Source organism: Rhodococcus sp. SORGH_AS_0303, from assembly GCF_030819335.1.
GTDB lineage: Bacteria > Actinomycetota > Actinomycetes > Mycobacteriales > Mycobacteriaceae > Rhodococcoides.
Window position 1 is genome coordinate 3,838,089 of the sequence record NZ_JAUTBO010000001.1, and the last position, 19,572, is coordinate 3,857,660.

Genomic DNA, 19,572 nt, shown 5'->3' on the forward strand with positions numbered 1-19,572 from the left:
ACTTCGGCAGCAAGCAGGCACTGTTCGACGCGGTCTTCGACAACCGGGTGGACGTCGACATGGCGGACGTCCCGCTCGACGCGGACGACCTGCCCGGATACGTCGCGGCCCTCTACGACATGTACCTCGGCGATCCCGAGCTGGTGCGCCTGGTGACCTGGGCGCGGTTGGAGCGGACTCCGATCGGCCCCCTCTTCGCGCACCGCGAGGATGCCGGTCGCGCCGAGTTGGACGCCATCCGCGACGCACAGAAGCGGGGCACTCTCGTCGACGACGTCGCGGCGGAGGATCTCTGGTCGATGCTGGTGTCGCTCGCCGCCACGTGGGCGCAGTCCGCGATCGTCCACACCGCGCACGCGGGTGAGAGCGCGTCCGACCACGATCGCCGACGAGCGGCACTGGCAGCGACAGCGCGGAGGGCGTTCCACGCGATCTGAGCCGACGAGGCACCTGTCAGCCGAAGACCGTCTGCCGTTCGGTGTGGGTGAAGGTGAAGATCGTGGCACCGAAGCTGAACAGCGCGGCGAGCAGGAGCACCTGGGGACCGGTGATGACGACGCCGATGAAAGCGCCGATCGCACCGCCGAGCGAGAACGACCCCAGCAGCATGAGGTAGCAGAGCCAGTCGTAGCGGGTTCCGCCACCGCAGAGGTGGCGTTCGATTCCCTGCCCCAGCTTGACCAGCGTTCCGGTGACATAACTCAGCGGAATGTAGGTCTCCTCCTTCTTGGTGAAGGCGGTGTTCAACGCGCCGAGCGCGAAAGCGATGAGAAGGATCGGATAGAAGTTCACGTCGGCGGACGACCACCCGGACAGTGCGATGTCGGTCGACCCCGCCACCGCGAGCGCGATCGTCGTCACCACGGTGGCACCGTGCGGATGGTTCGACCAGTACTTCCGTCGGCAGATCGACGCGATGACCACGCCGAGCAGGAACGATCCCATCAGTGCCAGTGCGGCCCAGGGAGATGCGCCCGGAGCCACCTCCTTGCCGGCGGGCTCACCGAAATGTCCCACGACCGCGCGTTCGGTATTTCCCGTCATGAAGGTGACGAAGTATCCGGCGGAATGCAGAAATGCGACGGCGCCGACCATCCCGGCGAGGCCCGACAGAATCCAGGACAACCGGGCTTCCGGGCCGACTGCTGTGTCACGGCTGATCGCCACAGATGAGGTCATACCTGTCATTCTCCGGACGGAATGTGCTCGGACGGCTCCGTGAGGCGTGTATCACAGAACAATAAAGATGGTTAACACCGGTGAAATGTGGTGGGTCACAACAGCGTTCTCCGAAAGCTGGAACAACACCGAAGGATTGAGGGTGGTCAGACTCGGGGCACCCGTGCTGCGTGGGCGGCAGTTCCGCCCCACGCCTGAGGAGGCCCCATGTATCTGCACGTACAGAAGCTGATCCACGACATCGTTCCCGACGAGCCCGATCCCGCCGCAGCGAACGCGCTGCAGGAGGGCCTCGGTGGCCAGTTCGGCGAGATGCGCACGATGATGCAGTACCTGTTCCAGTCGATGAACTTCCGCGGCGCCGCGGCCAAGCCCTACCGGGACCTGATCCAGGGCATCGGTACCGAGGAGATCAGTCACGTCGAACTCATCGGCACCACCATCTCTCGCCTGCTCGACGGGTCGCCGCGATACCAGGGCAAGCAGAACGATCCGCTCGACACACCGGGCGCGGGCGGCGCCGTGCCGCTGAACATCGCCCTGTCCGAGGGCAACATCCACCACTACCTCGTCGGTGCTCAGGGCGCGATGCCCGTCGACTCGGTGGGCAACCCGTGGAGCGGCAGTTACGTCTACAACTCGGGCAACCTCGTGCTCGATCTGCTGTACAACCTGATGCTCGAATCGACGGGCCGCCTGCAGAAGTGCCGCATGTACGAGATGACCGACAACAAGACCGCCCGGTCCACCATCTCCTACCTCATCGTTCGGGACCAGGCGCACGAGAACGGCTACGCGAAGGCACTCGAGACACTGGGTGTCGACTGGAAGAAGACGCTGCCCATTCCGAAGACGAACGCCGAGCAGTTCCCCGAGGTGAAGAAGCTCGTGGAGATGGGCCTGCAGAGCAAGCAGTACACCTTCGACCTCACCGGCGCGTCCGAGGCGGGCCGTATCTACCAGGGCATGTCGCCGTCGAAGGACGGAACGGATCTCGACGCGAGCGAACAGGCGCCGGCGGGTGCACCCCTCGACATCGCGCCCGAGCGACCGGAGGAGTTCGCACCCGGGCTCGATCCGGAGCTCATGGAGCTGATCCAGCAGACCGCAGAGATGGAGATGGCCGACATAGACGCCACGTTCGGCGAACTCGGGAAGTGATCTGACAGTTCACCGATGCGGCACTGCGCGACTCTCGTTCGCGCAGTGCCGCATCGGTGATCACGACACCATGCGTCGCAACAACCCGACAGCCTTCTTCATCCCGTAAGCCACGACGGTCCTGCGACCGTCGTCGTGCGTCCACTCGAGGAGAGCCGAACCGTCCTCCATCGATCCCTCCAACACGGTGGGTGCACCGACGAGAGGCAGCGGACCGACGACCTTGATGGACAATCCCAGTACCTCGGTCCAGAAGTAGTCGTCCGTCGGTGCGCACCGGGCCGGCACATCCAACACCGATGCCGCGGCGACCCTGCCCTGCGCGATCGCAGTGGACCAGAACGGGGTACGGCGAACCCGGCCGTTCTCGTCCGAGCCACGAGTGACGTCTCCCGCAGCGAACACTCCCGGCACCGCGGTCGCACAGCGGTCGTCGATGTCCACGCCGCCGCCGTCACCGATCCCGCTGCCGTCGAGCCAGTGCGTGCCGGGGACCTCACCGACACAGCTGACCACGAGATCGGCCGTCGACTCGATGCCGTCGATCCGGACCCCACCCACCGGATCGCCGATCAACTCGACAGGCCGGTCCACCCGGCGGACGTCGACCGAGCGTTCAGCCGCCCGTGCGGTGATCGCCTCGGACAGGAACGGGCCGAGTATCCGCTGCAACGGCGGATCCACGTCGATGACCGTGACCGGAACATCGCGTGCCGCACAGGCACTCACCACTTCCATCCCCAGGAACCCTGCGCCGACGACGATCGCGGACGTCGCACTCTCCAGCCGCTCCCGCAGCAGACGAGCATCGGCAAGGCTGCGCACCACCAGCTCACCGCTCTGGTCGGGTGCAGCCAGTCTGCGAGCGTCCGCCCCCGTCGCCACGATGAGAGCGTCGTACGGAACGTCGTCACCCTCCGCGAGAGTGATCACTCGTCGCCCGACATCGACTCCGGTCGCCAGCGCGGTGACGGCGGTCAGGTCGAGATCGGACAGGTCCCAGACATCGGACGCACCGATGCCCTCCGCGAGAACGCGTTTGGACAGCGGCGGCCGGGCATAGCAGCCGTCGGGATCGCATCCGATCATGGTGATCGGACCGTCGTGACCCAGCGCTCGGAGTTCACGTGCGGCGGTACATCCGGCGATGGAATCACCGACGATCACCACCCGGCGTGCGGCACCGCTCACGCGCGCTCACGCAGCGCCGCGACCGGACAGACACTCACGGCGGATCGAGCACCGGGCACCAACTCGTCCGGGACGTCCGCGCCGTCGTAGGCATGGTGCAGCTCGCCCTCGTCGTCGAGGCTGAACACCTCCGGCGCCTGCTCTGCGCAGATGCCGTGTCCCTCGCATCGATCCCAGTCGACATCGACGATCATGACGATCTCCTCTCTGCTGCGACCAACCTCAGTGGGAGGCGGTCGAATCGGTGGATGACGTTGTTCACCGCACGCGACGGTGTGCCCGTGAGTTCGATGCGCTCGACGCGCTCGGCCAGCACTCGCAGCATCGTGGACGCCTCGAGACGAGCGAGCCCTTGACCCGCGCATCCGTGCACGCCCGATCCGAAGCCGAGTTGACGGGACGCATCGCGGGTGATGTCGAAGGAGTCCGGGTCGTGCCACTCGCGGGGGTCACGGTTCGCCGACGCGTAGAGCACCAGCACTCGCGCGCCCCGAGGAATGATCGCGTCGCCGATGGTCTCCTGGCGCACCGCCCTGCGGGAGAACGCACGGATCGGCGACTCGTATCGCACGACCTCGTTGACCGCGTTGGGAATCAGGGACGGATCCGCGCGGACCGCCTGCCACTGGTCCGGATGGGTCGCGAACAGGTGCAGTGCACCGGAGATGGCGCCGATGGTCGTGTCCAGCGACGGTCCGAGGTAGTCGATCATCAACGCCGGGCACTGCGATCTCTCGATGCGCCCCTCGTCGGCCGCGGCGAGAACGTCCGCACCCATGCTGCCCGGCAGCACCGAGCGTTCACGGACCACCCGGCGGGAGTAGGCCATCATCTCCGACGCTGCTCGGGTCGCCGTCACCGCGTGCCGGTTCAGGGGACCGAGCGCATCGAATGTCGCTCCGGCCCAGCGCAGCAGGTCGTCACGGCCGTCCTCCGGCCACCCGACGAGATCGGGAACGATCGACGTCGGGAGCGCGGTGGCCAGGTCGTCGACTCCGTCGATGCACTGCTGCGTCAGCGCCGCGTCGACGATCTGCTCGGCCTTGTCCTGCACCGCCGACGCCATCTTCCGGACGGCCTTCGGAGTGAGACGATGTGCGAGCACGGATCGCTTCAACGCGTGCTCGTCGCCGTCACTGTTGAGCGTCGTTCCACGACCGAGTCTGTTGGCGACGGGATTCAGCGCGACACCGTCGCCGGAGACGAACGTGCCGTCGTCGAGCAGCGTCGACTTGCATTCCGCGTAGCGCGTGATCGCGTGAACCTTCTGGCGAGTCAGCCACACCACCGGACCCAGAGCCCGCATCTCCGCATAGTGCGGGTACGGATCGAGAATGGCCGCGGTGGAGTAGATGTCCTCGGTGTAGCGAGGAAGTGCCGTGTCAGCTCTCATCGGCGCGTCCGATCGTGTTCGGGGGCAACGGGCTCGGCGACGGCGGTACAAGGGTGTGGAGGGCGGACAGTGACCGCGCGGTCGCCATCACCGTCCGGTCGGGGCGGACCAGAGCGGCGGACACCCGTCCGCGGCGTAACCATCTGCCGTGGTCGGAGCCGGGGCTGACCAGAAGGACCTCCGCGCCGCGGCGGGCGATCTCCTGACGTTGCGCAGGTTCGGGTTTCACGGTGGTGACCACTGTGAACCGGTATGGTGCCACGGCATCGAAGCGAACACCGCGCTCGGTCGGCGCGTTGGGGCACAGCGTTCCCTCGAGCCTGCGCGGCGACATCGATCCACGTCGCACGAACATCGACGGGTGCAGACGCGGAGTCGCGCTGTCCGTGACGACGGAACTCAGTCCGGGAACACGTGTCACCACCGGGAACACCCGGCGACGCAGACCCGCGACCCTCTCACCGCCGCCGTTCATGGCCCATCCGACGGCAACTGCCTGGCGGATCATGGCGCGCGCGTGCGGTACTCGTTCCTGCTCGTAGCTGTCGAGAGCCGCCTCGGGCAGAGATCCGCCCAATACCCCGGCCACCTTCCAGGTCAGGTTGTAGGCGTCACGCAGACCGGCGCCCATCCCCTGGCCGATGAACGGCGGTGTCAGATGCGCCGCGTCGCCCAGCAGGAACACCCGTCGATCACGCCACCGGTCTGCGAGCTGGGCCCGGAACGTGTACTCGGTGACCCGGACGAGCTCGAGATCGGTGCGCGGTGCTCGGCGCAGCCACGGGTCGAGCAGCGATGCGAGTGCATCCAGATCCGGGAAGTCGTCGACGGTCTCGTGTTCGAGAAGTTCGAATTCCCACCGATAGCGAGTCTGGCCGATGCGCATGAACGTGCCCGCGCGGTGCGGATCGCACAGCTGATGCACCCCGTCCCACAGGCCGGGGTCGACGGGACTCGACGCGTCGACCACCAGCCACCGCTGTTCGGGCGCGAGAGTCCGCATCGTCGTTCCGAGCGCGGCCCGCACTGCGCTGTTCGCACCGTCGCACCCGAGCACCACGTCCGCCGTGACGGCGCTGCGTTCGCCCGTGGCGACCTCTCGGACGATCACCTGCACGTGGTCCCTCATCGTGGCCACGTCGGTGATCTCCACGCCGCCGCGAAACTGCACGTGAGGATTCCGCGTCATCGCCGATCGCAGGATGCGCTCGAGCTCCGGCTGGTCGAACATGTTGGCCGGAGGGAAGCCGTGGGGACGGGAATCGGGATCACGCTCGAACTCGGCGATGGTGTCCATGGCGGGGTCCACCAGGCGCAGGCCGCGTCCGGGGCGGGAGATCTCGGTGAACGCCTCCGCGACGCCGAGGTCACCGAGGATGCGGTGGACCTCGTCGTCGAGGTGGACGGCACGCGGCTGCGGGAAGATGTCCTCCCACCGGTCGAGTACGAGGCACTCGATGCCGTGCCGTCCGAGCAGTGAGGCTGCCACCATTCCGGTGGGTCCCGCGCCGACGACGACGGCCGGGTGGTGCGTCACGCGTACCGCACCGTCGTGCGCTGCATCCCCAGGTCGAGCATCGCGTCGTCGGTGGCGATGGTCACCTCCACGACGTCACCGTCCTGCAGGTAGGCCGGGTTGCTCGCCTGACGCTTGAAGAAGGTCTTCCACTTCACGGCCGGCGGCAGCAGAGCGCCGATGATCTCGATGGGCTTCGGTGGCGCCTTCAGGGCCGTGCCTCCCGGAGTGCCGGTCAGGATCAGGTCGCCCGGGTCGACGCGCTGGAACCCCGTCAGGGTCCGCAGCGCTTCCGTGGGTCGGTAGATCATGTCTCGCACCGTACTGTTCTGCCGGATCTCCCCGTTGACGCGCAGCATCAACCGCAGTTGCTCGAAACGATCGAGGTCGCCGTCTTCGAGAACAAGGAGGACGGGGCCGACGGGGGTGAAGGTCGGGTACGACTTCGCCTCGTAGAACTGGGTCTTGGGCAGCTGGACGTCGCGGGCCGACACGTCGTTGGTGATCACCAGTGCCGCGATGTGGCGGGCGACCGTCGTGTCGTCCATCGTCGATCCGACGGGAAGGGTCGTCCCCACCACGAGCCCGATCTCCACCTCGTAGTCGAGCAGGGTGACATGGGCCGGCCGGACGATGTCGGCGGTCGGTCCGCTGATCGACCCCGACGACTTCCGGAAGAAAGTCAGTGGCACCGTCTCCGGATTCATACCGGAATCCTTCACGTGCGACACGTAATTGGTCATCTGTGCCACCACTCGACACGGCGCGGTGACGGGCGAGACGAGCTCCAGCGATGCCACGGGGACGGTCTCGCCACCGGCCGCGGCAGCATCGACGGCCGACCGGTCTGCGAGCAGGTCCGCGGTGGTGGTCGCTGTGGTGTCCACCCGAACGGCACCCTCGCGGGTCTGCACCCACCATCCGTCGGCGGTGCGGAGAACGGCGATGCTCATGTCGAGGCTACTTTCATCAGGCCGAGAAGGCGTTCGGAGTCGAATTCGTTGTCGCTGCGCAGTCCGGTGAGGATGGATCGCAGTTCCGACAGGGACCGCTTGTTCGGTGCGATCCCCAGGAAGTCCTTGCTCGCGGGTGGTCCCCACTGCGCGAGACCGGACGCCGTCATCGGCGCCCAGCCCGGTTCGAGCGTGGCGTCGAAGCGGTCACCGTCGCTGAAGTGCTCGACGAGGAAGCCGTCCGGGTCGCGCCAGTAGTCGAAGATCTGACTGCCCTGGATGTGCCGACCGATCCCCCACGAGTGCCGGTAGCCGCGCTCGGTGAGATAGCGGCTCCCCGCACCGATGGCGTCGATATCGCACACCTGGTATGCCGAGTGGACGTAGCGGTCCGACGGCCCCAGCGTCATCGCGAGCGTGTGGTGGTCGGTCGGTTCGGACCCCCGGTCGCAGCGGATGAAACTCATGACCGGTCCGCGGTGACGCTGCCCGTCGTAGTAGAGGAAATCGCTGACGATCAGGCCCAGGTGTTCGAGGTACCAGGTCAGATTCTCGAGATAACGCGTGCGCTGCAGCACCACGTGACCGAGCCGCTCCACGAGGGCGGGCTCGTGCGGTGGCCGCTGCGTGGCATTGGTGCGCGTGATCCCCGCGTCGTCGAGCGCCCCGAAGTTGTAGTCGTGGGTGCGCTGACCCGGCAGTGGGCGACCGTCGTCGAGATCGGCGACCACCCGCACCGGCTGGCCGCTCGGATCCGTCACGGTCACCCCGATCCCCCCGATCGAGTCGGGCAGCCGCTCGACGCGATGACCCGTCGCGCGGGCGAGGCGCAGCACGTCGGCGGACTCGGCGGCACGGAAGGCGGCACCGACGTAGGACGTCCGGCGCCCCTTGCGGATGATGACGCACGGCGCTCCGTCAGCCAGCCCGCGCAGATACAACTCGTCATCGGTCCGCACGGTGACTCCGAAGCCGAATGCTTCCGCGAACGTCTGCGCGCGGTCCAGGTCGGGCTTGCGGAACTCGAGCCAGGCGATGTCCTGGACCTTGATCACCGGGTTCATCGCACGACCGGGATGCTCACCCGGCAACGCACCCTGATCGACGTGCATCCCCTGATGCCCGTCGACGTCGCGAGTTCGGTGCGCGTGATCGATAGTCATGGCCGCTCCTGAAGTAGATGATCACATCGTCACTCATGATCGGATCGCCCGTCAAGACTTTCTGATGAAATCATCACAAGGTGGTGTTCGAGTGGGAAGCACGGTGCTCGAGCGCTGACTCGTGTGCAGTGATCCGCGGTATCCGCGGATCACTGCACACAGGTGACTCGGGAGCGAGAGGTTCCCTGTCAGGGTCTCGTTGCGCCGCGAGGACGTCGATAGCGTCGACGACCGTGCCTTCCACCACCGAACGTCGACCGCTGCCCTTCCTCGTCTCCGTCCTGGCGATGGGCACGTTCCTCATGGGCACGTCCGAGTTCGTCGTGGCCGGGTTGCTGCCCGACATCGCCGGCGACCTGGCCATCGGGATCTCCGAGGCGGGTCTCCTGGTCACGGCATTCGCGATCGGCATGATCGCCACGCCGGCGGTGGCGGTGGCGGTGCTGCGAGTTCCCGAGCGCACGACGCTGCTGCTCTCGCTCGCCGTGTTCGCCGCCGGACATGTCGTCGTGGCACTCACCGACGAGCTCTCCGTCGTCCTCGTCGCCCGCTTCGTGACCGCGCTGGTCACGGGGGCGTTCTGGTCGATCGCAGCGTCCGTCGGTGCTCGAGTGTCCGGCCCGGACGACGCCGCGCGTGCCATCGGCATGGTCCTCAGCGGCGGCATCCTGGCGACCGTCATCGGCGTGCCCCTCGGGTCCGTCGCCGGTCAGCTCGTCGGGTGGCGTGGCCCGTTCTGGATCCTCGCCGGGCTGGCGCTGCTCGCGACCGTTCCCGTCGCTCGCATCGTTCCCGGCGGTCGCTCCGCCTCGACCACCGTCCCGCTGCGAGAGCAGACGGCGGCACTGATGTCGCGGCGCCTGTGGGTGGTCATGGCTGCCTGCGTCCTCGTCACCTCGGCCGTGATGTCCACCTACTCGTTCATCGCCCCGCTGCTGACGGAGCGCGCGGGCCTGTCCGCCGAACTCCTCCCGGTGGGTCTCGCGATCTTCGGCGTCGGGGCCGTCACCGGCACACTCGGCAGTGGCCGGCTCGCGGGCCGCGCGCCGTACGGGACTGCTCTGAGCGGGGGCATCGCCGTCGTGGCAGCACTCGCCCTGCTCGGCGCGGTGTCGGACCACGCCGCACCGGCGATCGCACTTCTCGCGATCGCCGGTCTCGCCGGTCTCGGCATGAACCCGGTCCTCATGTCGATGGCCGTCAGGTTCGCCGAGGGCGCACCCACCCTGGCCACGTCGCTGTGCACGTCCATGTTCAACCTCGGCACCGCGATGGGGAGTGCGGTCACCGCGCGGGCCATCGGCGTCTTCGGCCCGGCCTCGATCCCGGTCGTCGGCGCAGCGTTCGCCGCCCGCGCTGCTCGTTCCGCTGGCTACCCTCGTGATCATGGCCAGGCCCGGACACGGCCACCGCGCCGGCACCACCCCGCAGCACGACGCACTGGTGTCCTGACTTCCACTCGATCAGAGGAGCAACGACCATGACCACGATCGCCATCATCGGTGCGGGTGAGGGACTCGGAGCCGCCGTCGCTCGCCGCTTCGGCCGCGAGGGGTTCTCGGTCGCCCTGATCTCACGAGAGCAGGGCAATGTCGACCGCATCGCCGACTCGCTGGGCGATGCCGGGATCACCGCCGCGGGCTTCGCGGCCGACGTCCGGAACCCCGAGTCCCTGACCACCGCGCTGGACTCGGCGGCCGAGCGACTCGGACCGATCGAGGTGCTGCAGTACAGCCCTGTCCCGGCAAGGGAATTCATGAAGCCGGTCCTCGAGACACGCGTGGCCGATCTCGTCGGTCCGGTCGAGTTCTCCATCTACGGACCCGTCACCGCGGTGAACTGGGCACTGCCGGGAATGCGGTCGCTGGGACGCGGCACCGTGCTGTTCGTGAACGGAGGCAGTGCAGTTCGTCCCGGCGCGACCGTCGCCGGGACCTCGGTCGCCTTCGCCGGCGAGAGTGCCTACGCCCAACTGCTGCACGACGCACTCGCACCGGAGGGGCTGCACGTCGGCCAGCTGATCATTCCGCGGGGCATCGGCGCGGGTGAGCCGTCGCACGAACCGGACGCGCTCGCGGAACTATTGTGGACCATGCACACCGAGCGCGGCGAATTCCGCACGTTCGCAGCACCTCTGGACTGACCGTCCCGACGAGAGGTGCCCTGCGGGTACACCCTTCGTCAGGGACTCCCTCGACCGCCGATGCGGGTGTCGACTGGAGACATGACCACTCCCGTGAAGGCGTACGCCGCCACCGCAGCAGACGAGCCACTGTCTCCCTACACCATCGACCGCCGCGATGTCGGACCTCACGACGTCCGGATCGACATCGCGTTCGCCGGAATCTGCCACTCCGACATCCACACCGCCCGCGGCGAATGGGGCCCGGTTCCGTACCCCCTCGTCGTCGGCCACGAGATCGCGGGAATCGTGGCCGAGATCGGCTCCGAGGTCACGAAGCACGCGGTCGGCGACCGCGTCGGCGTCGGCTGCATGGTCGGCTCGTGCGGCGAGTGCGCCCAGTGCGTCAAGGGATTGGAACAGTACTGCCTCGTCGGCAACATTCAGACCTACGGCAGCACCGACCGCGACGGCACGGTCACTCAGGGTGGCTACTCGCAGCAGGTCGTCGTCACCGAGCACTTCGTCGTCACGATCCCCGAGGGCATCGAGCTCGACGCTGCGGCGCCGCTGCTGTGCGCCGGCATCACCACGTACTCACCGCTCCGCCACTGGGGCGCAGGACCCGGCAAGAAGGTCGCCGTCGTGGGGATGGGTGGACTCGGGCACATGGCCGTGAAGCTCGCGCACGCCATGGGAGCCGAGGTCACCGTCCTGTCGCAGTCGCTGGCGAAGCAGGAGGACGGACTACGTCTCGGCGCGGACCACTACTTCGCCACCGGCGATCCGGACACGTTCACGGATCTCGCCTCCACGTTCGACCTGATCATCAACACCGTCAGCGCGTCGATCGATCTGAACGCACATCTGTCGCTGTTGGCCGTCGACGGTGCCATGGTCAACGTCGGCGCGCCGGCGGAACCACTCCCCCTGCAGGTCTTCTCGCTCATCCCGCACCGCCGTACCTTCGCAGGATCCGCCATCGGCTCGATCGCGGAGACTCAGGAGATGCTCGACTTCTGCGCCGAGCATCGTCTCGGAGCCGAGATCGAGGTCATCTCCGCAGACAAGATCGACGACGCGTGGGAACGCGTGCTCGCCTCCGATGTCCGCTACCGGTTCGTCATCGACACGGCGACGCTGGCCTGACCGCGCGAGGGGTGTCATGACAGGGCCTCCCCCATCGCCTCCGGTCGTCCTACGCTGAATTCATGGACACCAAGGCCGAGGTTCGCGAGTTCCTCATGACCCGCCGCGCGAGGTTGACACCGGAGGCAGCGGGCATCACGACCAGTGGTACCCGTCGGGTGGCCGGCCTGCGTCGCAGCGAAGTGGCGTCGTTGGCCGGCCTGTCGGTCGAGTACTACGCCCGCATCGAGCGGGGCGCCATCGGCGGCGCATCGTCGTCGGTGCTCGACGCGCTCTCGCGCGCCCTGCAGCTCACCGACACCGAACATGCGCATCTGCTCGATCTGGCTCGCGCGGCCGACGGTGTCCCCACGTCGGGACGCCCCCGTCGCAGGGCGGAGCGCATCACCCCACCGCGCATCAGCCTGCAGTGGGCACTCGACTCCATCACCGACGGCGTCGCCTTCGTACGCAATCGACGGCAGGATCTGCTGGCCACCAACGAACTGGGAAAAGCGTTCTACGCACCCGTCATCGGTGACGGCGGCCGGGTGCCCAACCTGGCTCGGTTCCAGTTCCTCGATCCGCTGTCGCGGGAGTTCTATCCCGACTGGGACCTGTTCGCGCAGATGTGCGTCTCCATCATGCGTGCGGAGGCCGGCCGGGACCCACACGACAAGGGCCTGCAGGACCTCGTCGGCGAACTGTCCACACGCGACGAGACCTTTCGCAGGCTGTGGGGAGCGCACGACGTTCGCACTCACGGCGCCGGGACCAAACGCTTCCACCATCCCCTCGTCGGCGAGGTCCACCTCGCCTACGAGGAACTGGTGATCACCGCGGACCCCGGTTCCGTCCTCATGGTCTACACAGCGGAGCCCGGATCCCCGAGCGCGGATCGACTGCGACTGCTGGGGTCCTGGTCGACTGAAGCAGCCCGCTGATCGTGGAATCGAGACCCCGGAATCCGGGGTCTCGTTTCCACTGTCGTCATCGCGTCGTTCAGGACGACGCCCACACACCCAGCACGGTGCCGCTCGGATCGGTGAAGTGGAAGCGTCGTCCACCCGGGAAGTCGTAGGGGCCGGACACCACCGATCCGCCCGCGGCCTCGACCGCCTCGGCCGATGCGTCCAGGTCGTCGGAGTAGAGCAGCACGAGTGGTCCTCCCGCCGGCGCGGGGGTCTCGACCACGGCCAGCCCACCGACCTCGGCGCCGTCGGCTCCCACGATGCCGGCGTACGTCGGGCCGTAGTCGACGAAGGTCCATCCGAAGGCCCCCGCGTAGAAGGCCCGAGCGACCGTCAGGTCGGTGACCGACAGCTCGATGTAGTCGATGCGGTGGTGCCTGGTCGTCGCCATTGCCCGATCATGCCGGTCGAGCACGCCCGGCGCGTGGCCTTCCGCGGGACCTCTGTCGCCGAGTGGCAACCCGCCGACCGCACGAGTAGTGTCCTCCCACGGTGTGCCGGGAAGTCTGGTCGGCGGTCGCTTCCGCGACCCCGAACGACGTCCAGCAGGAAGAGGCACCTCGACATGATGCTCGCCGTCGACACGGGCACGTACCGGACCACAGCAGGCCGAGACGCCGTGCAGGAATGGTGCCGACGCAGACTCGCCGACTGGTCCACGCCGCACACCGTTCGCCGGATCGACACCTCGCTCGGCTCGACCGTCGTCACGACCGTCGTTCGACCCGACGCGCAGCGCTCCGTCGTGGTGGTGCCCGGCGAACTGTCCTGCGCGGCACTTCTGACGCCGCTGATCGATGCGATGCCCGACGCCACGGTGCACGTCGCCGACATGCCCGGCCAGCCCGGGCTCAGTTCGGGGGTGCGCCCGCGCCGGGGCCGGGCCTCGGCCGACTACGGTCGCTGGCTGGAGGACACCCTGACGCAGATCGGCGCCTCGCGGCCGGTTCTGCTGGGCATCGGGAGCGGCGCCGCGGCGGCCCTCTCCGCCACCTGCCGATCGTCGGTCGGCGCGATGGTGCTGGTCCGTCCCGAAGGCATCGTCCCGGTCTCTCGCCCCGATGGGCGGTTCCTGCGACGCCGCACGTCAGCGCACAGCACCTCCAGGGCGGTGGCCGCACTCTGCGGACAACATTTCCGTCCGGACGACGACCTGGTGGAATGGCGACTTCTGGTGTCGACGCATTGCGCCGGAACGCGCGCGGATCGCCACATCTCGGAGCGGCGGCTCGCGGAGTGGAGCCGCGCGGTGCCGCTCGAAGTGGTGGCGGGATCGTGTGATCCGGTGCTCGACCACCGTCGACTGGACGACCAGGTGTGGGAGATCACCGGTCGGGACACGACGGTGCTCGACGACTGCGGCCACCTCCCGGAACACGAATGCCCGCGGGCGCTCACCGCCGCGATCGAGCGGGTCGACCGACTGGTCCGGACGTAGCGGATTCGCGTCCACCCCGGCCTCACCGCCATGATCGACTGACCGATCGTCTATTTCTCAGGATGTGAACAAGTGAATTCAGTACGATCCGCCTGGCGCGGAATACGCAAACCGGTATTCATTCCCGCGTCCGCGATCATCGTCGCCATGATCGTTTTTTCCGTCATTTTCGCGGGTACCGCGGCCGACGCATTCGAGGCCCTCAACGGGGCCATCACCGACGGTGTCGGATGGTGGTACATCCTGACGGCGACGGGATTCGTCGTCTTCGCTCTGTACTGCGGCGCCAGTCGTATCGGCAACATTCGCCTCGGCCGCGACGACGAGAGCCCCGAATTCGGCGTCCTCTCCTGGTTCGCGATGCTCTTCAGCGCCGGCATGGGCATCGGACTGGTGTTCTACGGCGTCGCAGAACCGTTGTCGCACTACATCACTCCCCCGGTTGCCGGGGGTGTCGACGGATCGACCGACGCGGCCGCCAACCAGGCCATGGAGCTCACCCTGTACCACTGGGGTCTGCACGCATGGGCGATCTACGTCGTCGTCGGTCTCGGACTCGCGTACATGACCTACCGCAAAGGCCGCCCCCTGTCGGTTCGCTGGCTCCTCGAGCCACTGCTCGGACGGCAACGGATCGAGGGCGGTATCGGTCACGCCATCGACGCGATCGCCATCATCGGAACGCTGTTCGGCGTCGCGACCTCACTCGGTTTCGGTGTTCAGCAGATTTCCGCCGGTCTGTCCTACCTCGGCTGGGTGGAGACGAACAATTGGCTGACCATCGCCCTCATTGCCTTCGTCACGTTGCTCGCCACGTATTCCGTCGTCTCGGGTGTGTCGAAGGGCCTGAAATGGCTCTCCAACATCAACATGGCACTCGCCGCCGGCTTGGCTGTGTTCGTCCTGATCGCCGGACCGACGCTGTTCCTCATGCAGTCGTGGGTGCAGAACCTCGGTGGGTACGTCCAGGCGCTGCCGGAATTGATGCTCCGTACATCGCCTTTCGCCGAGGACGGGTGGGCCGGCGCCTGGACCATCTTCTACTGGGGATGGTGGATGAGCTGGGCACCGTTCGTCGGCATGTTCATCGCACGGATCTCGCGCGGCCGCACGATCCGCGAATTCGTCTTCGGCGTGCTGCTCGCACCGACTCTCGTCGGCTCGCTGTGGTTCACCATCTTCGGTGACTCCGGAATCCTCCGTCAGCGCAACGAGGGCACCATGCTCGCCGACGACGGAACGGTCGGCACGGACACGAGCCTGTTCCAGCTTCTCGACGGTCTTCCGCTCGCGACCGTCACGAGCGTTCTCGCCATCGCGGTGATCGTGTTCTTCTTCGTCACCTCCTCGGACTCCGGCTCGCTGGTCATCGACATCCTCTCCACCGGTGGTGATCTCGACACACCCAAGATCACCCGCGTCTACTGGACCGTGCTCGAGGGCGTCGCTGCCGCTGTTCTGCTGCTGATCGGTGGATCCGGATCACTCACGGCCTTGCAGACGGCGTCGATCGCGACCGCGGTGCCGTTCTCGATCATCATGGTGCTGGCGTGCGTGTCACTCCTGAAGGCCTTCCGCTACGAGGTGGCCACCACGCCGTCCTACGTCCGGATCACCCCTGCCGGAGATGCACCGCCCGTGGACCGCGCGACACCGGCGCGACGGCCGGAGCGCGGCGGTATCTCCACCACGTTCGCCGGTCTGTCACCGTCTAAGGACGGCCTGTCCACTCCGTCGGGGCTGCTCGCGGTCCAGTCGGTACCGCAGAGCCGACTTCAGATCGACCCGGACACCGGCGCCGTTCAGTACTCGGAGCACGACGAGCCGGTCGATCCGCTCGGCGGCGAGGTCTTCGACACCCCCGAGTTCGCGGACTCCGCCGAAGGCGAAGCCCACCAACGCCGTACCGACGACACCGCGTACGACAACTCCTGATCGTCAGAGCACCGAAGGGCACCCCATGACGTCATCCTCGCCACCTCCCACGCGTCGCAGTCTGCTCTCGCGGGGGTCGTGGTCCGAAGCCTCGCGCATCACCGACGTGCTGCGCAAGGAGACCGTCGGGGGTGCCCTGTTGCTGGTCGCCACGGTGATCGCTCTCGTCTGGGCCAACTCCCCGTGGTCGGCCGCCTACGACACGCTCATGGCGACACGAGTGGGCCCGTCCGCGCTCCACCTCGATCTCACTCTCTCCACGTGGGCCGCGGACGGCCTGCTCGCGATCTTCTTCTTCGTCGTGGGCCTCGAACTCAAGCGCGAGTTCGTCGCCGGCGACCTCCGCGACCCGGCGCGTGCGGCCCTGCCCATCGCGGCCGCGATCGGCGGCATGGCCGTGCCCGCACTGATCTTCGTCGTCGTCAATCTGCGCACCGGTGACGGCGCACTGCTGGGGTGGGCCATTCCCACCGCGACCGACATCGCCTTCGCGGTCGCCGTTCTCGCCGTCGTCAGCACGCACCTACCGCTCGCATTGCGCACCTTTCTGCTCACGCTGGCCGTCGTCGACGATCTCCTCGCGGTGACGGTGATCGCGATCTTCTACACCGCCGACCTGAACTTCGTGGCGCTCGGCGCCGCGATGATCCCGCTCGCCCTCTTCGCCGTCGCCGTGCAGCGACGGATCCGGTCGTGGTGGATTCTCATTCCCCTCGCGGTCGTCACCTGGGTTCTCATGCACGAGTCCGGCGTTCACGCCACGGTCGCCGGCGTGCTGCTCGGATTCGCGGTGCCGGTGATCCGCAGCCGCGCCGCCGGCGGTCCGGAGGCCGGTCCCGGTATGGCCGAACACTTCGAACATCGCATCCGACCTCTCTCTGCCGGTGTCGCAGTGCCGCTCTTCGCATTCTGCGCAGCCGGCGTGACCGTCGGCGGCGTGTCGGGCTTCTTCGAGGCGCTCGGCGACCCGATCGCCATCGGCATCGTCGCGGGACTGGTGGTCGGCAAGACCATCGGCGTGCTGGGCACCACGTATCTCGTGTCCCGCTTCACCCGTGCCACTCTCGATGCCGGACTCGCGTGGCGTGACGTGTTCGGCGTCGCCGTTCTCGCCGGCATCGGTTTCACCGTCTCGCTGTTGATCGGCGACCTCGCCTTCGGTGAGAGCACCGAGCGAGACGATCACGTCAAGGTCGGAGTGCTGACCGGATCGGTGATCTCGGCGTGCATCGCCGCCGCGATTCTGCGCAGCCGCAACCGCGCGTACAAGCTGATCCACGAGGAGGAGACTCGCGACGACGATCACGACGGCATCCCCGACGTGTATCAGCGCCGCGAGGAGAGCTGACTCAGAGTTCGGTGACCGGCGTGCGGGCCGCGAGCAGAGCTGCGAACTCCTCGCCGTAGGCAAGATGGCGTCGCAACGTCTCGCACCGATCCAGCGCCTTGTCGTGGCACTGGTCGACGAACTGTGTTGCGGCAGCGCGGTCCTCGTCGTCAGCATCGCCGTTCCCGAGGACGTCGAGAGCTGCGAGCAGCTCGCCCATCTCGGCCAGCGTGAACTCCAGCGGCTTCATCCGCCGGATCACCAACAACCGCTCGACGTCGGCCTCGGTGTAGAGCCGGAATCCGCCGGCCGATCGCGCCGACGGGACGACGAGACCCACCGAGTCGTAGTGGCGCAGTGTGCGAATGGACAGTGCCGTGCGCTCGGCGACCTCACCGATCTGCATGCTCTCGCCCACTGTCCCGCTCCTTCGTCGTACGTCGAGTGTGCGTCGACTCTAGTTCCGACCCGGAGACCGGGCCCGATCAGTGTCCTGCGCCGAGGTGTCCGCTGAGCCGGTCCCGTCGTTCCACGGACGACGCGTTCAGACCCACGATCTCGACCTTCTTGCCCCTCGCCGCGTACTTCGTGGTGACGGCATCGAGCGTCGCGACCGTGGAGGCGTCCCAGATGTGGGACTCCGACATGTCGATGACGATGTTCTCGGGGTCACCGACGTAGTCGAACTGGTGGATCAGATCGTTGCTGGAGGCGAAGAACAGCTCTCCCAGCACCTTGTAGACGCGCGTGTTCTCGTCCGGGTGCGCCACGTCGACCACCTCGGTGAGGTGCGCGACCCGCCGCGCGAAGAGCACCATCGCGGTGACGACACCGACGACGACGCCGTAGGCCAGGTTGTGGGTCGCGACGGTCACGGCCACCGTGGCGATCATGACCAGCGTCTCGCTCTTGGGCATGCGCCGCAGGGTCGACGGACGGATGCTGTGCCAGTCGAACGTGCCCACCGAGACCATGATCATGACCGCGACCAACGCGGCCATCGGGATGAGTGCCACGATGTCGCCCAGTCCCACCACGAGGATCAGCAGGAACGTCCCGGCGAGGAAGGTCGAGATCCGGGTACGAGCGCCGGAGACCTTCACGTTGATCATGGTCTGGCCGATCATCGCGCAGCCGCCCATGCCGCCGGTGAAGCCCGTGACGAGGTTGGCGACACCCTGGCCCCAACCCTCGCGGGTCTTGTTCGAGCGCGAATCGGTGATGTCGTCCACCAGCTTCGCGGTCATGAGTGATTCGAGCAGACCCACCAGGGCGATGGCGAGCGAGAACGGCGCGATGATCGACAGGGTGTCGAGGGTGAACGGCACGTTCGGGAGCAGCAGCGTCGGAAGCGAGGACGGCAGCTCACCCTCGTCGCCGACATCGGGAACCTGCAGCGCGAACACGAGGGTGGCGGCGGTGAGCATCACGATGGCGATCAACGGTGCGGGCACGACGGTCGTCAGCTTGGGAAGGAACACCATGACCACGAGACCCACTGCCACGAGGGGATACACCAGGGCGGGCACGCCGATGAGGTAGGGCAACTGCGACGTGAAGATGAGGATGGCGAGCGCGTTGACGAACCCGACCATCACGCTGCGCGGAATGAAGCGCATCAGCTTCGCCACTCCGACGACGCTGAGCACGATCTGCAGGACGCCACCGAGGATCACGGCGGCGATGAGGTAGTCGAGGCCGTACTCGCGTGACAGTGGCGCGACGACGAGGGCGATCGCTCCGGTGGCGGCGGAGATCATGGCCGGACGACCGCCGACGATCGAGATGGTGACCGCCATCGTGAAGGACGCGAACAGTCCGACGCGGGGATCGACACCGGCGATGATGGAGAACGAGATCGCCTCCGGGATCAGCGCCAGCGCGACGACCAGGCCCGCCAGCACCTCGGTCTTCAGTCGACGAGGTGAGCGCAGCGCGGCCAGCACCGAGGTGTCCTCGGGTGGGGCGACGGTCGAGCCGGCGTGGGACATGACGAGCCTCTTTCACGGTGCGGGACTGCCGGAGGCCGAGCACGGCCCTCCGCTGGGGCGGAACTCTACTCTCACCGGAGAGTAGAGTGCGAATTGACCGAGAC

Annotated in this window: 19 protein-coding genes; 9 read left to right on the forward strand and 10 right to left on the reverse strand. The window is 67.3% G+C overall.

Annotated elements, in window-relative coordinates; all coding sequences use genetic code 11:
• Positions 1-59: 59 nt before the first annotated feature.
• A complete protein-coding gene (locus QE449_RS18200; protein ID WP_197027717.1) occupies positions 60-437 on the forward strand; it encodes a hypothetical protein in 378 nt (125 codons plus the stop codon).
• Between the two features lie 16 nt (positions 438-453).
• On the opposite strand, the gene QE449_RS18205 is transcribed toward QE449_RS18200, so the two are convergent.
• Positions 454-1,179, reverse strand: a complete 726-nt coding sequence (locus QE449_RS18205) for a YoaK family protein (RefSeq protein WP_051613006.1) — start codon at positions 1,177-1,179, stop codon at positions 454-456.
• 207 nt (positions 1,180-1,386) lie between these two features.
• On the opposite strand from QE449_RS18205, the gene QE449_RS18210 reads away from it, so the two are divergent.
• Complete coding sequence (locus tag QE449_RS18210) at positions 1,387-2,340, forward strand: manganese catalase family protein (protein WP_027504374.1); 954 nt, start codon at positions 1,387-1,389, stop codon at positions 2,338-2,340.
• A gap of 60 nt (positions 2,341-2,400) precedes the next feature.
• On the opposite strand, the gene QE449_RS18215 is transcribed toward QE449_RS18210, so the two are convergent.
• From QE449_RS18215 to QE449_RS18240, 6 genes are read right to left on the reverse strand one after another with little or no spacing between them, the layout of a single operon-like run.
• The gene (locus QE449_RS18215) at positions 2,401-3,531 is read right to left on the reverse strand and encodes an NAD(P)/FAD-dependent oxidoreductase (protein ID WP_027504375.1); all 1,131 of its coding nucleotides are present in this window, start codon (positions 3,529-3,531) and stop codon (positions 2,401-2,403) included.
• Positions 3,528-3,725, reverse strand: coding sequence for a ferredoxin (locus tag QE449_RS18220; protein WP_027504376.1), 198 nt, complete (start codon positions 3,723-3,725; stop codon positions 3,528-3,530). Before QE449_RS18220 ends, QE449_RS18215 begins: the two co-directional genes overlap by 4 nt.
• Complete coding sequence (locus tag QE449_RS18225) at positions 3,722-4,924, reverse strand: cytochrome P450 (RefSeq protein ID WP_027504377.1); 1,203 nt, start codon at positions 4,922-4,924, stop codon at positions 3,722-3,724. The genes QE449_RS18220 and QE449_RS18225 overlap by 4 nt, the downstream gene beginning before the upstream one ends.
• The gene (locus tag QE449_RS18230; protein WP_027504378.1) at positions 4,914-6,461 is read right to left on the reverse strand and encodes a bifunctional 3-(3-hydroxy-phenyl)propionate/3-hydroxycinnamic acid hydroxylase; all 1,548 of its coding nucleotides are present in this window, start codon (positions 6,459-6,461) and stop codon (positions 4,914-4,916) included. The genes QE449_RS18225 and QE449_RS18230 overlap by 11 nt, the downstream gene beginning before the upstream one ends.
• Entirely contained in the window at positions 6,458-7,393 is a 936-nt protein-coding gene (locus QE449_RS18235; RefSeq protein WP_307109330.1) for a fumarylacetoacetate hydrolase family protein, read from the reverse strand. Before QE449_RS18235 ends, QE449_RS18230 begins: the two co-directional genes overlap by 4 nt.
• Entirely contained in the window at positions 7,390-8,556 is a 1,167-nt protein-coding gene (locus QE449_RS18240) for a VOC family protein (RefSeq protein ID WP_051613007.1), read from the reverse strand. The genes QE449_RS18235 and QE449_RS18240 overlap by 4 nt, the downstream gene beginning before the upstream one ends.
• A gap of 233 nt (positions 8,557-8,789) precedes the next feature.
• Here QE449_RS18240 and QE449_RS18245 point away from each other — a divergent pair, with 233 nt between their 5' ends.
• The 4 genes from QE449_RS18245 (at position 8,790) to QE449_RS18260 (ending at position 12,750) form a co-directional block, all read left to right on the forward strand.
• Positions 8,790-10,040, forward strand: a complete 1,251-nt coding sequence (locus tag QE449_RS18245; RefSeq protein ID WP_307109331.1) for an MFS transporter — start codon at positions 8,790-8,792, stop codon at positions 10,038-10,040.
• Positions 10,037-10,699 (forward strand): SDR family NAD(P)-dependent oxidoreductase, encoded by a 663-nt coding sequence (locus QE449_RS18250; RefSeq protein ID WP_027504382.1) that lies wholly within the window; start codon positions 10,037-10,039, stop codon positions 10,697-10,699. Before QE449_RS18245 ends, QE449_RS18250 begins: the two co-directional genes overlap by 4 nt.
• 81 nt (positions 10,700-10,780) lie before the next feature.
• Positions 10,781-11,827, forward strand: a complete 1,047-nt coding sequence (locus QE449_RS18255) for an NAD(P)-dependent alcohol dehydrogenase (RefSeq protein ID WP_027504383.1) — start codon at positions 10,781-10,783, stop codon at positions 11,825-11,827.
• Between the two features lie 62 nt (positions 11,828-11,889).
• Positions 11,890-12,750 carry a helix-turn-helix transcriptional regulator gene (locus QE449_RS18260; protein WP_027504384.1) on the forward strand — a complete coding sequence of 287 codons (861 nt, stop codon included), beginning with the start codon at positions 11,890-11,892 and terminating at the stop codon, positions 12,748-12,750.
• 58 nt (positions 12,751-12,808) lie between these two features.
• Here QE449_RS18260 and QE449_RS18265 read toward each other — a convergent pair whose 3' ends face one another.
• A complete protein-coding gene (locus tag QE449_RS18265; RefSeq protein WP_027504385.1) occupies positions 12,809-13,168 on the reverse strand; it encodes a VOC family protein in 360 nt (119 codons plus the stop codon).
• A 174-nt stretch (positions 13,169-13,342) separates the two neighbouring features.
• Between QE449_RS18265 and QE449_RS18270 the strand changes: the two genes are divergently transcribed.
• The 3 genes from QE449_RS18270 (at position 13,343) to nhaA (ending at position 17,498) form a co-directional block, all read left to right on the forward strand.
• Positions 13,343-14,215 carry an alpha/beta fold hydrolase gene (locus QE449_RS18270; protein ID WP_051613008.1) on the forward strand — a complete coding sequence of 291 codons (873 nt, stop codon included), beginning with the start codon at positions 13,343-13,345 and terminating at the stop codon, positions 14,213-14,215.
• A 147-nt stretch (positions 14,216-14,362) separates the two neighbouring features.
• Entirely contained in the window at positions 14,363-16,150 is a 1,788-nt protein-coding gene (locus QE449_RS18275; protein WP_373428317.1) for a BCCT family transporter, read from the forward strand.
• A gap of 25 nt (positions 16,151-16,175) precedes the next feature.
• Positions 16,176-17,498, forward strand: coding sequence for a Na+/H+ antiporter NhaA (gene nhaA / locus QE449_RS18280; protein ID WP_027504387.1), 1,323 nt, complete (start codon positions 16,176-16,178; stop codon positions 17,496-17,498).
• Between the two features lies 1 nt (position 17,499).
• Here nhaA and QE449_RS18285 read toward each other — a convergent pair whose 3' ends face one another.
• Together QE449_RS18285 and QE449_RS18290 are read right to left on the reverse strand one after the other, a co-directional pair.
• Positions 17,500-17,883, reverse strand: a complete 384-nt coding sequence (locus tag QE449_RS18285; RefSeq protein ID WP_051613077.1) for a MerR family transcriptional regulator — start codon at positions 17,881-17,883, stop codon at positions 17,500-17,502.
• Positions 17,884-17,962: 79 nt separating this feature from the next.
• On the reverse strand, positions 17,963-19,468 hold the full coding sequence (locus tag QE449_RS18290) for a SulP family inorganic anion transporter (protein ID WP_027504389.1): 1,506 nt from the start codon (positions 19,466-19,468) through the stop codon (positions 17,963-17,965).
• Positions 19,469-19,572 lie beyond the last annotated feature (104 nt).

Bases quoted from the DNA above. Each gene is read 5' to 3' on its own strand.
- QE449_RS18240 (WP_051613007.1), bottom strand. From the start codon at position 8,556: ATGACTATCGATCACGCGCACCGAACTCGCGACGTCGACGGGCATCAG.
- QE449_RS18270 (WP_051613008.1), top strand. From the start codon at position 13,343: ATGATGCTCGCCGTCGACACGGGCACGTACCGGACCACAGCAGGCCGA.
- QE449_RS18235 (WP_307109330.1), bottom strand. From the start codon at position 7,393: ATGAGCATCGCCGTTCTCCGCACCGCCGACGGATGGTGGGTGCAGACC.
- QE449_RS18275 (WP_373428317.1), top strand. From the start codon at position 14,363: ATGATCGTTTTTTCCGTCATTTTCGCGGGTACCGCGGCCGACGCATTC.
- QE449_RS18255 (WP_027504383.1), top strand. From the start codon at position 10,781: ATGACCACTCCCGTGAAGGCGTACGCCGCCACCGCAGCAGACGAGCCA.
- QE449_RS18225 (WP_027504377.1), bottom strand. From the start codon at position 4,924: ATGAGAGCTGACACGGCACTTCCTCGCTACACCGAGGACATCTACTCC.
- nhaA (WP_027504387.1), top strand. From the start codon at position 16,176: ATGACGTCATCCTCGCCACCTCCCACGCGTCGCAGTCTGCTCTCGCGG.
- QE449_RS18290 (WP_027504389.1), bottom strand. From the start codon at position 19,468: ATGTCCCACGCCGGCTCGACCGTCGCCCCACCCGAGGACACCTCGGTG.
- QE449_RS18200 (WP_197027717.1), top strand. From the start codon at position 60: ATGGCGGACGTCCCGCTCGACGCGGACGACCTGCCCGGATACGTCGCG.
- QE449_RS18220 (WP_027504376.1), bottom strand. From the start codon at position 3,725: ATGATCGTCGATGTCGACTGGGATCGATGCGAGGGACACGGCATCTGC.
- QE449_RS18260 (WP_027504384.1), top strand. From the start codon at position 11,890: ATGGACACCAAGGCCGAGGTTCGCGAGTTCCTCATGACCCGCCGCGCG.
- QE449_RS18205 (WP_051613006.1), bottom strand. From the start codon at position 1,179: ATGACCTCATCTGTGGCGATCAGCCGTGACACAGCAGTCGGCCCGGAA.
- QE449_RS18265 (WP_027504385.1), bottom strand. From the start codon at position 13,168: ATGGCGACGACCAGGCACCACCGCATCGACTACATCGAGCTGTCGGTC.
- QE449_RS18285 (WP_051613077.1), bottom strand. From the start codon at position 17,883: ATGCAGATCGGTGAGGTCGCCGAGCGCACGGCACTGTCCATTCGCACA.
- QE449_RS18210 (WP_027504374.1), top strand. From the start codon at position 1,387: ATGTATCTGCACGTACAGAAGCTGATCCACGACATCGTTCCCGACGAG.
- QE449_RS18250 (WP_027504382.1), top strand. From the start codon at position 10,037: ATGACCACGATCGCCATCATCGGTGCGGGTGAGGGACTCGGAGCCGCC.